The organism is Kitasatospora sp. MAP12-44 (genome assembly GCF_029892095.1).
GTDB lineage: Bacteria > Actinomycetota > Actinomycetes > Streptomycetales > Streptomycetaceae > Kitasatospora.
The window spans coordinates 735,088-749,637 of sequence record NZ_JARZAE010000004.1 but is presented as its reverse complement, the minus strand read 5'-3'; the positions used below and the strand labels follow the sequence as shown (position 1 = coordinate 749,637).

12 protein-coding genes are annotated in these 14,550 nt (G+C 71.4%); 8 read left to right on the top strand and 4 right to left on the bottom strand.

The features are described 5' to 3' along the window. Positions 1-79: 79 nt before the first annotated feature. Positions 80-2,218, top strand: a complete 2,139-nt coding sequence (locus P3T34_RS04235; RefSeq protein ID WP_280664615.1) for a SpoIIE family protein phosphatase — start codon at positions 80-82, stop codon at positions 2,216-2,218. A 94-nt stretch (positions 2,219-2,312) separates the two neighbouring features. Here P3T34_RS04235 and P3T34_RS04230 read toward each other — a convergent pair whose 3' ends face one another. Further along, complete coding sequence (locus tag P3T34_RS04230) at positions 2,313-4,925, bottom strand: glycosyl hydrolase (RefSeq protein ID WP_280664614.1); 2,613 nt, start codon at positions 4,923-4,925, stop codon at positions 2,313-2,315. A gap of 237 nt (positions 4,926-5,162) precedes the next feature. On the opposite strand from P3T34_RS04230, the gene P3T34_RS04225 reads away from it, so the two are divergent. Then, on the top strand, positions 5,163-6,341 hold the full coding sequence (locus tag P3T34_RS04225) for a hypothetical protein (RefSeq protein WP_280664613.1): 1,179 nt from the start codon (positions 5,163-5,165) through the stop codon (positions 6,339-6,341). A gap of 35 nt (positions 6,342-6,376) precedes the next feature. Here the strand turns inward: P3T34_RS04225 and P3T34_RS04220 are convergent, their stop codons facing one another. Further along, positions 6,377-6,739: an HGxxPAAW family protein gene (locus P3T34_RS04220; protein WP_280664612.1), complete on the bottom strand. Its 363-nt coding sequence runs from the start codon at positions 6,737-6,739 to the stop codon at positions 6,377-6,379. A 131-nt stretch (positions 6,740-6,870) separates the two neighbouring features. Between P3T34_RS04220 and P3T34_RS04215 the strand changes: the two genes are divergently transcribed. The 6 genes from P3T34_RS04215 (at position 6,871) to P3T34_RS04190 (ending at position 13,028) form a co-directional block, all read left to right on the top strand. Then, positions 6,871-9,045: an MMPL family transporter gene (locus tag P3T34_RS04215; protein ID WP_280664611.1), complete on the top strand. Its 2,175-nt coding sequence runs from the start codon at positions 6,871-6,873 to the stop codon at positions 9,043-9,045. Positions 9,046-9,093: 48 nt separating this feature from the next. Beyond that, a complete protein-coding gene (locus P3T34_RS04210) occupies positions 9,094-9,591 on the top strand; it encodes a MarR family winged helix-turn-helix transcriptional regulator (RefSeq protein ID WP_280664610.1) in 498 nt (165 codons plus the stop codon). A 142-nt stretch (positions 9,592-9,733) separates the two neighbouring features. After that, complete coding sequence (locus tag P3T34_RS04205; RefSeq protein ID WP_280664609.1) at positions 9,734-10,153, top strand: nuclear transport factor 2 family protein; 420 nt, start codon at positions 9,734-9,736, stop codon at positions 10,151-10,153. Between the two features lie 109 nt (positions 10,154-10,262). Then, positions 10,263-10,835 (top strand): NAD(P)H-dependent oxidoreductase, encoded by a 573-nt coding sequence (locus tag P3T34_RS04200; RefSeq protein WP_280664608.1) that lies wholly within the window; start codon positions 10,263-10,265, stop codon positions 10,833-10,835. Positions 10,836-10,953: 118 nt separating this feature from the next. Then, complete coding sequence (locus P3T34_RS04195) at positions 10,954-12,201, top strand: low temperature requirement protein A (protein ID WP_280664607.1); 1,248 nt, start codon at positions 10,954-10,956, stop codon at positions 12,199-12,201. A gap of 77 nt (positions 12,202-12,278) precedes the next feature. After that, a complete protein-coding gene (locus tag P3T34_RS04190; RefSeq protein WP_280664606.1) occupies positions 12,279-13,028 on the top strand; it encodes an SDR family NAD(P)-dependent oxidoreductase in 750 nt (249 codons plus the stop codon). A 4-nt stretch (positions 13,029-13,032) separates the two neighbouring features. Here the strand turns inward: P3T34_RS04190 and P3T34_RS04185 are convergent, their stop codons facing one another. Further along, a complete protein-coding gene (locus tag P3T34_RS04185; RefSeq protein ID WP_280664605.1) occupies positions 13,033-13,803 on the bottom strand; it encodes a pirin-like bicupin family protein in 771 nt (256 codons plus the stop codon). Between the two features lie 86 nt (positions 13,804-13,889). Beyond that, positions 13,890-14,363: a helix-turn-helix transcriptional regulator gene (locus P3T34_RS04180; RefSeq protein ID WP_280664604.1), complete on the bottom strand. Its 474-nt coding sequence runs from the start codon at positions 14,361-14,363 to the stop codon at positions 13,890-13,892. Positions 14,364-14,550: the final 187 nt, after the last annotated feature.

Genomic DNA, 14,550 nt, shown 5'->3' with positions numbered 1-14,550 from the left:
AGGGACGATGGAGGACACCGACGTGAAAGCGAGACGACGACCGGTGGCCAGCTGGGGCGGGCGGGAAGGAGGGCCTGCGATGAGCACGTCCGATGCGTCCGGTGCGGCCCCTGCGTCCGGGGCCCAGCCCGGACCGACCGAGGTGGCGCCGCCCGAGGCGGTGCCCTCCGAGGTGGTGCCGTCCGAGCCCGGTGGCCTGCTGGACGTGCTGAGCCTGGCCGCCGCGGTGCTGGACGCCGACGGGCGGATCGTGCTGTGGAGCCCGCAGGCCCAGGAGCTGTTCGGCTGGAGCGCCGAGGAGGTGCTGGGCCGGCACGCCGCCGAGGTCCTGGTGGCCGAGCAGCACGTCGGCGCGGTCCTGGAGCTGTTCGTCGAGGTCATGGAGGGCAGCGGAAGCTGGGCGGGGGTCTTCCCCGTGCGGTGCAAGGACGGCCGCATCCGGCCGATGGAGTTCCGCAACATGCGCCTGCAGGACCAGCGCGGCGGCCGCTACGCGCTCGGGATCGCCGCCGACGAGGCCACGCTGCGCGGCGTGGAACGGGACCTGGCGTTGTCGGCCCGCCTGGTGGCCCAGTCCCCGATCGGGCTGGCCGTGCTGACCACCGGCCTGCGCTACGTGCTGGTCAACCCGGCGCTCGAACAGATCAACGGCCTGCCCGCCGACAGGCACCTCGGCCGCACCGCCCGCGAGGCACTGCCGTTCCTGGACGTCGAGGCCATCGAGGCCGCGATGCGCCAGGTCCTGGCCACCGGAAAGGCTCTGGTGGACCAGTTCACCGTCGGCCGCACCCGCGCCGACCCGGACGTCGAGCACGCCTGGCGGGCGTCGTACTACCGGCTCGAGGACCGCACCGGGCGGGTGATCGGCCTGGCGACCTCCGTGGTGGACGTCACCGACCAGCACCGCGCGGCCACCGAGGCGGCCGCGGCCCGGCGCCGGCTCGCCCTCATCGCCCGCGCGACCGTGCGTATCGGTACGACTCTCGATCTCGACCGGACCGCCCGGGAACTCGCCGACTTCGTCGTTCCCGACCTGGCCGACGTCGCCGCGGTGGACGTCCTCGACTCGGTCCTGAACGGACGCCAGGCCGGCTCCGGGCCTGCCGCCACCGCGACGTTCCGCGCCCTGGCGGTCGCGGCGGCCTACCCCACCGACGCCGTCCGGGCCGCCGATCCCACCGGCGAGATCGCCAAGTACGACGCCGACCGCCTGGTCACCCGGTGCGTGACCACCGGCCAGCCGGTCCTGGTGGCGCGCGTCGAGCCGCGCGACCTGCGGCACATCGCCCGCGACGACGAGGCCGCCGCCCTGCTGGCGCAGGCCGGTCTGCACTCGTACCTGGCCGTGCCCCTGATCGCCCGCGGCGAGGTCCTCGGGGTCCTCGACCTCAAACGCACGCACAACCCGCTGCCCTTCGGCGACGACGACGTCGTCCTGGCCGGCGAACTGGCCGCCCGCGCCGCCGTGTGCATCGACAACGCCCGCTGGTACCAGACCCAACGCCATGCCGCCCTGACCCTGCAGCGGCACCTCCTGCCGCACCAGCCACCCCAACCCGTGGGCCTCACCGTCGCCTACCGCTACCAACCCGCGGCGGCAGCCGGGGAGGTGGGCGGTGACTGGTTCGACGCCATCCCGGTGTCCGGCGACGGCACCGCCCTGGTCGTCGGCGACGTCATGGGCAGCGGCATCAACGCCGCCGCCACCATGGGACAACTCCGCACCGCCACCCGCACCTTGGCCGGCCTCGACCTCGACCCCGCCCAAGTGCTCCATCACCTGGACCACATCACCCAGGGCCTGGAAGAGACCATCGCCACCTGCGTCTACGCCGTCTTCGACCCGCACCGGGCACGGATCCGCATCGCCACGGCGGGCCATCTGCCGCCTGTCCTGGTCCGCCCCGGGCGCGCCCCCGTGCTGCTCGACCTGCCCACCAGCGCACCGCTGGGAGTCGGGGGCGTCCCCTTCGAGGCCACCAGCTTCGACCTTGAGCCCGGGGACCGGCTGGTGCTGTACACCGACGGCCTGGTCGAGACCCGCGACCAGCCCATCGACGCCCGCCTGCAGGTCCTCCTCGACCTGCTCGCCGAGCCGCGGCGCCCCCTGGAGGCCACCTGCGACCGGCTGCTGACCGCCCTGCGCCGCCCCGACGACCACGACGACGTCGCTCTGCTCATCGCCGAGGCCGACTCGGGGACGGGCGGCGCTCACTGACGGCCCCACAGCAGGGCGACCGGCCCGTCCTCTCCGGTGGGCCGGTCGCCGCTGGGCTCGTCAGTCCTGGTGTCCCGTCAGTCCCGCTGTCCCGCTAGTTCCGCAGGGAGATGGACCAGATGCCGCGGCCGTGGGTGGCCGCGTAGAGGCGCCCGTCCGGTCCGATCTTGAGCTGGTCGACGGCGACGGCCGGCAGTTCGCTCACACGCTGCCAACCGGTGCGGCCCGGGGCGCGGTAGAGGACGCCGAGGTCGGTGCCCAGCGCCAGTCCGCCGGCCTTGGTGATGACCAGGGAGTCCGCCGGGACGTCCGGCAGGTTGGCGGAGATGTCGGTCCAGTGGGCCCCGGCGTCCTTCGACTCGAAGACGTGGCCGACTCCGGCGCCCGGACCGGCCGTCCACTGGCGGGAGAAGCCGTTGACGGTGAGGAAGACGTGGTCGGCGTCGGCCGGGTCGATGGCCAGCCCGGAGAGGTAGCGGTTGGGGACGGTGGCGTCGACGGGCAGGTTCAGCTGCTGCCAGCCGGTGCCGTCCGCGTTGCCCACCGCGATGCCGCGGGCGAAGCCCACGCTGTCGCACGGTCCGCACCAGGCCGCGTAGACCTTGCCGCCGGAGGCCGCGACCGCGGTGGCGACGTGGCCGGCGCCGAGGTCGAAGGCGCTGCTCCAGGCGCTGGAGCTGCGGATGGCGTAGCCCTGGTTCTGCACCCAGACGTGCCGGCCGCCCGCTATCCAGAGATTGCCGTTCTGCTCGTCGGCGGCCAGCGGTGCGATGAAGCGGGCGCCGGCGCCGGCGAGGGCGTTGTCCGGCGGGGCCACCGAGAAGGTGGTCGCCTTGCTCGGGTCGATCAGGTAACTACCGTCGTTGACGGCGCAGTTCTGGGTGACGTTGATCGCCAGGTAGACGTACTCCTGGGCGATGTTGCAGCCGTTGTCAGGGTCGGTCAGGGTGTCGCCGCCGTCACCGCCGAAGTTGGAGCCCATCACCGTGTCGCGGCCGCGCAGCATCGACTGGCCGTTGTCCTGCAGACCGCCGTTGACCGCGACTCCGCCGAAGTCGAGGTCCGTGCCGACGCCCACCGAGTAGTACTGCAGGGTGTCGATGGTCCCGTCGTTCAGCGAGGTCCAGTCGGTGGCGTGGCCCGAGGCGTCCACCGAGCCGTCCAGCGGGCGGCGGTAGATGCCGCCGTCGTTGCCGGCGAGGACGTACGGCTTGCCGTGGTAGCTGCCGACCGCCAGCGCGTGCTGGTCGGGGTGCGTGGTCTGCGGGCAGCTGCCGCTCTGCTTGGTCGGATCGATGCTCCAGCAGGGGAAGTTGAAGTTCCAGTACGGCCCGACCGTGTTCCAGTTCGAGCCGCCGTCGGAGGTCTCGAAGACCTCCTCCAGACCGGCGTAGACGTGGTCGGGGTTGGTCGGGTCGACCTGCAGCGACTGGTCGTACCAGGACTGGAGGCCCGGCAGATCGCCGGGCATGGTCAGTGCGGAGCCGGACCCGGCGAGCTTCTGGGCGTCTGCGATCCGTGTCCAGGGGCCCAGCGGGGAACCGGACTTGGAGACGAAGATGCCGTCCAGCGCACTGTCCGGATTGCTCGCCTGGAGCGCGGGCGACTGGTCGATGGCGTAGTAGCGCGAGCCGTCGGCCGAGCTGGCGAACGTCACCTCGCCGACGTTCGCGGCATCCGTCGGGAGGTCGCCCAGCGAGCTCAGCCGCTGCCAACTGCCGTCCGCTGCCTTGCTGTAGAAGCCGTTGTAGCTGTCACCGCTGCGCCAACCCACGGCGAGGACCACCTTGGAGGGATCCTTGGGGTCGATCGCGATGTCGTTGGTGATGTTCTTGTACGGGGCGCTCGGGTCATTGGCGAGCGAACCGCCCGGCAGATAGGCCGGGTTGGGGGCGAACTCCAGGGTCCACGGGCCGCGCAGGTCGGTCGTGGAGTGGCTCCAGACGCCCTTGCTGGTGGCGGCCCAGACCGTGTCGCCGCCGAAGCGCAGTTCGTGGATGGTGGTGCTGTCCAGCTCGGCGCCGCCGACCCGGCTGCGCGTGCTGAAGGTGCCGTGCTCGGGGTGGTCGAGTACGTAGACGCCGCTGCCGAGGTAGGCGTCCGAGCTGGTGGTCGCCTCGCCGGTGCCGAGCCAGAGCCGGCCTCGGGCGTCCAGTGCCAGTGCGCCCGTTGCCTGGGTGGGCAGTTGGTCGCTGATCGGCTGCCACTGGCCGCCGCCGACCGAGGAGCGCCAGACGCCGCCGCCGGCGCTGCCGGTGTAGACGTGACCGGAGGCGTCGGCCGCCACGGCCGCCATCCGGCCGGTGACATTGCCCATCCCCGCACTGGAGTTGGAGGAGACGTCGCGGTAGCGGGGGTCGTCGGAGTTGTACGGCAGGCCGGTGAGGTGGTTCCAGTCGCCGCCGGTGTCCGGCAGTGCCTGCATCGCGTTCCAGGCGGCCCCGAAGGCGCCGGGGGCGACGGTGCCGGGGGAGGTGCGGGCCTCGGCGCGCTGGTCCGCGCCCTCCTGGATCTCGTCGGCCTCGCCGCCGCCGTCACCCTTGCTGCTGTCCAACGGCCGTACGGTGGAGCCTGGTTGCGGAGACCCGAGTGGGGGATGCAGTGGGGGATGCAGCGGGGTGGCGCCGGCTGGTGAGCCGACCAGTCCCAGGGTGGCGGCGAGGGCGCAGATCGTGAGCCATCGCCTGGTGCGCAGTGGTGCCGACAACAGAACCTCCCAGTCGTCATTGACCGTTCACGGCGCCGCCGCGGCAAGGGGATCCTGCTCGGCGGCGCCCGGCGAGGGAGACTTGATCACGGTGCGGGCGCGGTCGGAGACCGGTCGGCGAAAGCTTGACCGATTCGTTGTCCAGGGCCTGTCACGCCCTCCATATCAACGGGTCTGGTACGCAGGCAGGTTGTCGGATGTCTCGCCAACAGCGGTCGACGGGCGTACCGTCCGGCTGTGGAGACAGTGGTGTACCGCGTGCCGGCCGCACTGCGGCCGGGTTCCGCGCTGGCGGTGCTGCTTTCGATCGGGCTCGGCGTGCTGCTGGGCCTTAAGCTCTCGGGCGGCAGGCCGCTTGCGGCTGCGCTGGTCGGTGCGCTACTCGGCGGCTTTCTGTTGCTGTACCTGGTGGGCAGTAACACGACGGTGAGCCAACAGGGCTTGCGCACACGGTGGTTCGGGGTGTTCGTCCGCTCCGCCGGCTGGCCCGAGGTGGTCGGCATCACGATCGCCCCGCAGCGGACGCGGGCCGTGCGGGTCGAGCTCCGCCAGGGCCGGCCGCTGTCCCTGGCGATGCTGATGGTCCAGGACCCGGATCTCACGGCCAAGCTCGAACGGATCAAGTCGGCCTGGCAGCTCAACGCCGGTCTGCCGGACGCGGCGCCGAGGGTGCCGGCGCCGAGGGTATTGGCGTCGAGGGTGTTGGCGGAGCGACCCGTGCTGCGCGGCGGGCGGGCGACAGGTCGGCTCAGCGGCTACTGGCAGGGCGCGCTGGGCCTGCTGCTGGCGGCGGTCGTGGTGCTGGGCCTGCTGCCCGGCATCCGGCACGACCGGGCCGACCTGGCGGTGTACCGCTCCAGCCCGCCGTGCGGCTCCCTGGCCGTGGACCCGCCGCACTGCCAGGTCACCGAGACCGTCTCCGTCGATCACGTGGCACCGGGCCGGTCGGGGAACGGCACCGCCGTGTACCTCGACATCCCCGGCTCGGACACCTACGAGTTCACCCTGTCGAAGGACGTCCGGGCACTGGACGCGATCCACCCGGGCGCGGAGCTGACGGGAAGCTGGGTGACCGGTATCGACTGCATGTCGGTCAGCTATCAGGGTGTCGGCTACGACGAGGGGTGTTCGCCGCCGATGGCGTTGGACGATGACTACCGGCTGGTCGGCGTGATGGCGTACCTCGCGCTGTTCTTCGGGCTCTGGTCAGCGGTCATCCTGCGCGGTCGACGGCGCCCCCTCGCGCCGCCGCGCCACTGGATTCTGGCGCTGTTCCTCGCCCAGATCGCAGCGGCGATCGCGGTAGGCGCCGACAGTGGCCCGCTCAGCCAATTCCCGTGGCTCCGCTGGGCGTGGGGCCCGGGCGTCGGCGGGCTCGTCGCCGCCGGGCTGCTCGCCCGACAGCGCCGCTCGTAGTCGGCTGAGCGGTACTCCGGCTCTCCGATCGGGGGTCAACTTCGCGCTCCGGCCCGCTCCCTGCTCCGCTCGCGGGCCCGAAGGGGAGCGGGTGCGGCGGCGGCGCCCGCAGTGCGACCGGCGAGGCGGCAGCCGAGGCAGCCGGGGTGACCCCGGCGCGTCGCGGCGTCGCGGGTGCGCCAGTGGCGGGCGCCGGGAGGACGGGGGCCGGTGGCCTTGCCCCACCCGGCCAGGTGCAGCAGCCAGGCGGCGAGCGCACCGAAGGCGACGATGACCAGGCCGCAGGAGAGCCCCACGGCGTCCCCGGCCGCGAACGCGATGCCCGCGACGGTAGTGCCGGTGACGACCAGGGCGGTTCCGGTCCAGCCGGCGACGGTGTGGCCCAGCAGCAGCTTCACCGGCCACGCGGAGGACGGCCTCCCGAGCAGGACCGGCTGACCGGTCGCCACCGCGCCGGCCGGGCCAGGAGGCGCCCCGGACGGCGCAGCCCGGCGGGCGGGGCGGGGGCGCTGCGTGTGACGGTGAGCGCGTGTCGACCTACTTGTTCCGTCTGGCCCAGTGGGCGTTCCGGCGACGGCGTCTGGTGCTCAGCCTGTGGCTCCTCGCCGCGCTCGCCACGATCGTGGGCTCCGTGGCGAGCGGCGGCAAGACGAACGACAACTTCACCATCCCCGGCACCGAGTCGCAGCAGGTCGCCGACCTGCTCAAGGCGAAGCTGCCGGCCCTGGCCGGCGGTCAGATGCAAGTCGTCTTCGCCACGCACGGGACGGTCAAGGTCACCGATCCCGGGCCGCGGGCCGGGATCGAGGCCGCGACCGCCAACCTTGCCAAGGTGGCGCAGGTGGCCTCGGTCACCGACCCGTTCCGGGCGAAGGCGATCTCCCCGAACGGGTCGGTCGCGCTCGGCCAGGTGCAGTTCACCGCACAGCCCGCGGACGTCAAGGACGCCACGCTCAACGCGGTGCAGGCCGCCGTCACTCCGGCCCGGGGCGCGGGCGTCCAGGTCGAGTACTCCGGCAGTGTCTACCCGGGCTGGCGGGTCGTTCCCTCGGAGCTGCCGGAGATCATCGGCCTGGTCGTCGCGTTCATCATCCTGCTGATCACCTTCGGCGCGCTCGTGGCCGCCGGACTGCCGATCCTGACTGCGGTGATCGGCGTGGTCATCACGCTGACCGGCGTCACCGCCCTCGCCGCGGTCATCACCATCGCCTCCGCCTCGACGACCGTCGCCCTGATGCTGGGCCTGTCCTGCGGCATCGACTACGGCCTGTTCATCCTGTCGCGGCACCGCAACAACCTGATGCAAGGCCGCCCGGTGGAGGAATCGGTCAGCTTGGCCGCGGGTACCGCCGGCAGCTCTGTGGTGTTCGCCGGACTGACCGTCATCATCGCGCTGTGCGGCCTGTCCGTCGTCGGCATCCCCTTCCTCACCGTCATGGGCCTGGCCGCGGCCGCCGCGGTGGCCATCGCGCTGCTGATCTCGCTCACCCTGCTCCCCGCCATGCTCGGCTTCGCGGGGGAGAAGGTCACCAAGTTCATCAACACGCCGCTGCGCCCTGGGCACCACGAGGACGTCGCGGTGACGGCGGCCACCGCGCCGCAGCGGACCTTCGGCGCGGCCTGGGCCCGGTTCGTCGTCCGCTACCGCATCCCGGTCCTGCTCGGCGGGGTCGCCCTGCTCCTGCTGCTCGCGGTGCCGGCCCTGGACGTGCAGCTGGGGCTGCCCAGTGGTTCGTCCAAGCCGACCTCCAACACCTCGCGTCGGGCGTACGACCTGACGACGGCGGCCTTCGGCCCGGGCTTCAACGGCCCGCTCCAGGTCGTCGCGGACGGTGTCGGCTCGCCGGCGGCGGCGCAGGCCATGGCGGCCGTGCTGAGCGGGATCCACGGCGTCGCCGAGACCACCCAACTGGCCTTGTCCAACGGCCTCGCGGTCATCCGCGTCGTGCCCACGACCGGCCCGAGCGACCCGGCCACCGCCGACCTGGTGCACACCCTGCGCGACAACCGGGCCGTGATCGAGGGGACGAGCGGCGCGAAGGTCCTCATCGGCGGCGTCACGGCCTCGAACATCGACGTGTCCGCCAAGCTGTCGGCGGCGCTGCCGGTGTTCCTGGCGGTCGTGGTCGGGCTGGCGTTCATCCTGCTGACGTTCGCGTTCCGGACGATCCTGGTGCCGATCAAGTCGATCATCGGCTTCCTGCTGTCGGTCTCGGCCGCGTTCGGCATGACGGTCGCGCTGTTCCAATGGGGTTGGGGCCAGCAGCTCTTCGGGATCACCAAGGCCGAGACGATCAGCTTCCTGCCGATCATCATGCTCGCCATCATCTTCGGTCTCTCCAGCGACTACGAGGTCTTCGTCGTCTCCCGGATCAAGGAGGACTACACGAAGACCGGTGACGCCCGGGGCGCCGTCCAACGCGGCACCGGCCTGTCGGCGCGCGTGGTGACCGCGGCCGCGCTGATCATGTTCTCCATCTTCGTGGCCTTCATGTTCAGCAAGGACCCGACCATCAAGGCCATCGGCTTCAGCTTCGCGGCGGGCGTCTTCCTCGACGCCTTCGTGGTCCGGCTGACCCTGGTGCCCGCGGTGCTGGCGATCGTCCGCGCGAAGGTCTGGTACCACCCGCAGTGGTTCGCCCGCTACGTCCCCAACCCCGATATCGAGGGCCAGAAGCTGGAACACCAGCTGGCCCGCAAGTGAGGCTGGAGCCTCGTCGTCGGTGCAGGCGAGGCTGGTAGGGTCTGAAAAATGACCACGCCTGACCCTTCGCCGCAGGCGGACGAGCATGCCGACCTGTGGCTTACGCCCGCCGAGTTGGCGTCATGGATGTCGGTGGTCCGCCTGATCACCCGGCTTCCGTGGGCCATCGACGCACAGCTGGTGCGCGATGCGGATCTGAGCATGGTCGAGTACATGACCCTGGCGATGCTGTCCGAGGCTCCGCAGCGGACCCTGCGGATGAGCGTGCTGGCTGAGCACACCAGCTCGTCGCTGTCCCGGCTGTCGCACCTCGTGAAGCGGCTTGAGCGCCGCGGCTATGTCAGGCGCGAGCCGGACGCGGTGGACGGACGCTTCACCAACGCCATCCTGCTGCCTGCCGGCATGAGCAAGCTCGAATCGGCCGCACCCGGGCATGTGGCCTATGTGCGCCACCTGGTGGTGGACAACCTGTCCGGCGAGCGCCTGCGCCGACTCGGCCAGGACGCCGAGCGCATCCTGGGGCGCGTCGACTCGCCCGCACGCTGAACCACGCAGTCCTTGGCCAGTTCTTGGTCGTCTCCTCTGTCCAGCTAATGACTTGAAGGTTAAAGTGATTGAGGACAGGCGCATCGGGTACTCAACCCTCCGACGGCAGGCGGCATCGGCCGCACGAACCAGGAGAACCGAAATGTCACTGGACAACGAGAAGATCATTCGCAACGCCTACCAGGCCGCTGAGGAGCGAGACGTCGCCGGCTGGGTCGCGGCCTTCACCGAGGACGGGACCTTCACGGATATGTCGATCCCGCTCACCTATCGCGGCGCGGAGGAGCTCGGCAAGACGGTCGAGGTCTACGCGAAGGCGTTCCCCGACATGCACCGCGAGCTCGAGCGGTTCTACCTCACCGGCGATATGGTGATCGTGCAGCTTCGGCTGCAGGGCACCCACCTCGGCCCGCTGGAGCTGCCCGCGGGCACCGTCCCCGCGACCGGCAAGCGCATGGACGCGCCGTGCTGCGACGTCTTCGAGCTGGTCGACGGAAAGATCAAGCGCTTCGACTGCTACGCGGAGGGCTCCGTCGTCGCCGCCCAGCTCGGCTTGGCCTGAGCTTGGCCTGAGCGTGGCCTGAGTCTGGACGCATCCGGGAGGTCAGCTTGAACCTTCAAGTCCATGGGTCTAGGATTTGACTTGAAGGTTCAAGCTATGGGAGGTCATCATGACCACCGCGAACACCCTCAGGATCGCCGTGATCCTCGGCAGTACCCGCCCCGGCCGCAACGGCAAGGCGGTGGCGGATTGGATCGTCGACCGCGCGGTCGCCCGCACCGGCGCCGAGTACGAGCTGGTCGACCTCGCCGACTGGCCCCTGCCGCACATGGACGAGCCGCTGCCGCCGTCCATGGGCCAGTACCAGCAGGAGCACACCAAGGACTGGGGTGCCAAGATCGCCGAGTTCGACGGCTATGTCTTCGTCACGCCCGAGTACAACCACTCCATCCCCGGCGTGCTGAAGAACGCACTCGACTTCGCCTACGCCGAGTGGAACAACAAGGCCGCCGCCTTCGTCTCCTACGGCGTCCTGGGCGGCGTCCGTGCCGTCGAGCACCTGCGCAGCATCGCCAGCGCACTCCAACTCGCCCACGTCAACCAGCAGTTGTGCTTCTCGCTGTTCTCCGACTTCGAGGACCTCGCCATCTTCAAGCCCGCAGAGCACCACGACGCCGCGGTGACCAAGCTCTTCGAGCAGCTGGAGGCCTGGACGGCGGCCATGAAGACCCTGCGGACCTGAGGCCACCTCCGGCGGACCACGCGCGCCGAGCGCCGGCTGATGGTCGACTGGAGCGAGACCCGCCCCTGCGCGCCCTGAGCCTGCGGGGCCGCCGCACCGACCGTGGGAGTGTCACCGGATGACGGACGAAGACGCCCCCGGCGCGACCGGCGAGCCGAGCTTCTGGCTGCGGCTGCGGCGGCAGTTGTGGCAGCCGCCGCGTCCCCACGGCGAGCAGCCGAGCGAGCGCGTCGTCGGCCCGCTGGAGCTCTTCTACGACCTGGTGGTGGTCGTGCTGGTCGCACAGGCGGCCCACCACCTCGCGGGCGAGCTCAGTCGGCGCGGCCTGGGGGAGTACGCCGCGGTGTTCGGGCTGGTGTGGATCGCCTGGGTCAACGGGAGCCTGCACCATGAGCTGCACGGCCGCGAGGACGCCCGGGCCCGGAGCACCTTCCTGCTGCAGATCCTGCTCCTCGTCCTGCTGGGGTCCTTCATCCCGGAGGCGGGTGGCGCGCGCGGAGCGGCGTTCGCCGTCACGGCGGGGAGCCTGTTCGCGGTCCTGGCGGTGCTGTGGCTGCTGGCCTCGCGCGGAGACCGGCCCGAGTACCGCCGCTCCACCAGGATCTTCATCACCGGAACCGTCTGCTGCGCCGTCATCCTCGGCACCAGCGCGCTGCTCCCCGCCGCCTCGCGGGTATGGGCGTGGGGGCTGCTGGACGTCGCCTACCTGGTCGGCTTGGCCGCCGTGATCCTCGGGGCGGTGCCGGGCGCGGGCGTCACGCTCACCATCACCGACGCGCTCATCGAACGGTTCGGGCTGCTCATCATCATCGTGTTGGGGGAGACCGTCACCGGTGTGGTGAGCGGGCTCGCGGCCGAGCCGGTCAGTGCGCTCACCATCGCTGTCGCGCTGATCGCCGTCGTGGTCGGATTCGGAGCCTGGTGGACGTACTTCGACTTCGCCGGCCATCGTGAGCCCCGGCGGACCGCGGCCGTCACCGCGCAGTGGATGCTCGCCCATCTGCCGCTCACGGCCGCGGTGGCCGCGATGGGTGCGGCGATGGTGGGTCTCGTCGAGCACGCCCACGCGGCACGCACCGCCGCCGCCACGTCCTGGGTGCTCTGCGGCGGCGCCGCGGTCGTCCTGTGCAGCACGATGCTGGTGGCCGGCGGCCTTGAAGTCTGGCGCAGCAAGCACGAGTTGTACCGCCCGCTGGCGCGCATCTGTGCTGCGGCGGCCGTCGGCTGCCTCGGGCTGGGCGCGGCCCGTCCCGCGCCGATCGTGCTCGGCCTGGTGCTCGTCGTGCTCTTCGGCATCCCGTGGGTTTTCGCCGTCACCCACCGGCTTCGCCGGGCCGACGCCGGCCCCGAACGGTCGGCTGGTTAGGCGCGCCCGCGCGGAGGTCGAGTGCTCCACCCGATCGGGTGGTTTCGCCCGGCCCGGCCGGTGGCAGGCATCTCGCCATGACCATCCGCGACCAGGTCTGCCTGGTGACCGGCGCAGCCAGCGGGATCGGCCGGGCCGTGGCCGTCCGCTTCGCCGCCGAGGGCGCGCGCGTCGTCGCCACCGACCTCGACGGCCCGGGGCTCGACCGGCTTGCCGAGCAGCTGCCGGGGACCACGACGGTGGTCGGCGACGTCTCGCAGGCGCCCGACGTACGGCGGATGGTCGACGCCGCCGTCGAACGGTACGGGCGGCTGGACGTCGCGGTGGCCAACGCGGGAGTGCTCCCGCTGATGGAGATCACCGAGGCGGACGGCGAGGACTTCGACCGGGTCATGGCGGTGGACGGGCGGGGCATGTTCCTCACCTGCAAGTACGCGATCGAGGCGATGACGGCGCACGGCGGTGGGGGCGCGATCGTCTGCATCTCGTCGATCTCCGGCGAGGCCGGGCAGCGCGGGCAGGCGGTGTACGGGCCCGCGAAGTTCGTCGCCTCCGGGCTGACCAAGCACCTCGCCGTCGAGTGGGCCGACCGGGGCATCCGGGTCAACGCCGTCGCCCCCGGCACCATCCGCACGGAGCGGGTCGCCCGGCTCCCTCAGGAGCCGGGCGGCGCCGCGTACTTGGCGGCGATCGAGAAGCTGCACCCGATGGGCCGCCTCGGCGAACCGGCGGAGGTCGCGGCGGCCGTCCTCTTCCTGGCCTCACCCGAGGCGTCGTTCATCACCGGAGCCGTCCTGCCCGTCGACGGCGGCTACCTGGCCCAGTAGGCCGTCACTGGGCGAGGGTGGCGTGCATCTCCCAGACCAGGATCTCCGCCGGTTCGACCGCGGTGACCCTCTGCCCGCCGATCGCGGTGAAGCGCACGGCGTCGCCGGCGGCCAGCGGGCCGACGCCTTCCAGGGCGACGTTGCCGCGCGGGACGAAGAGGTGCACGAAGGGGGCGTCGGGCAGCTCGATGCTCTGGCCGGGTTGCAGGCGGGCCACGTGCAGCGCCGCGTAGCGGTTCTTGATGCGGATCGCGGACGCGCCGTCGTGCTTGTCCATCCCGGAGGCGACCGGGATCAGGGCGCCGGACAGCAGTTCGTTGTCGATTTCGAGCTGTTCGTAGCCGGGTGTGATGCCGCGTTCGTCGGGGACGACCCACATCTGGACGAAGTGGACGGGGTCGGTGTGGGTGTCGGCTCCGCTCAGGCGCCAGGAGTCGTTCTTCTCGGAGTGCAGGATGCCGGTGCCGGCGCTCATGCGCTGGGCGAGTCCTGGGTAGATCACGCCGGAGTGGCCGGTGGAGTCCTGGTGGACCAGGGAGCCCTGCATCACCCAGGTGACGATCTCCATGTCGCGGTGCGGGTGGGTCTCGAAGCCGCTGCCGGGCTTGACGATGTCGTCGTTGTTGACGAGCAGCAGTCCGTGGTGGGTGTTGGCGGGGTCGTAGTGTCCGCCGAAGGAGAAGGAGTGCTTGGAGTCCAGCCAGTCGATCTTCGTGGCGAGGCGCTCGCCGGCCCGGCGGACGTCGATCTGCGGGTGGTTTGCGGCGGTGTTCAACTCGTGTCCTTTCGAGCGGTCCGGGAGCTCTCGCGAAGCCCGGGGGTGCCGCGTGGCACCCTGCACGAGTCAACATAGTTCATTCTTCAACTATTCCGCTGGGTGACCGCTGCCTCCGGGTGACCGCTGCCTCCGGCTCGGGCGCGCCATTCACGGAGCGTGACGCCGCGGGCGGCGCGGAGGGCGCGGCTGAAGACGGCGGCGTGCGGAGCCGGCACGGGTGGTTCAGCCGACTGCTGCCGCATCTGGATGCACTGCCAGGCGGACCGCCAGCGGGCGAGCTCCTCGGCGGACGCGCCGAAGGCGGTGGCCAGCGTCAACACCCGTTGCAGGGGCGGCAGGCGGCTTCGCTGAGGGCTCAGGTCTCCCGAGACGGTGCTACGCGGAAGGCCGGTGCGGCGCTCGAGTTCGCGCAGCGACGGGTTGCCCGACCATGCCTTGAACGCCCGGAGCCGGCGAACGAGCTCCTGCGGGGTGGTGGCGCCGCCCGGCTCGGGCATCGCCGCCAGAGCCTGTTGCGGTAGCCTGCTCGGATCCTCGTCCATGTCCTGCCAGGTCATATACCCAGTCGTGTATCCGGTCATATATCCCCCTTGGGCAGCCGGCTCGATCGGCCGAGCGCGGCGCGTGTGCCGGGGACCAGTCTCATCACTACCGACTCGCCACTCCATGGCGTTTGCCTGGCGTTAGCATGATGCTCTGTTGTCAGGCGCCCGTCAGGGCCGCAGAGTCGGGGGGCCGCTGACG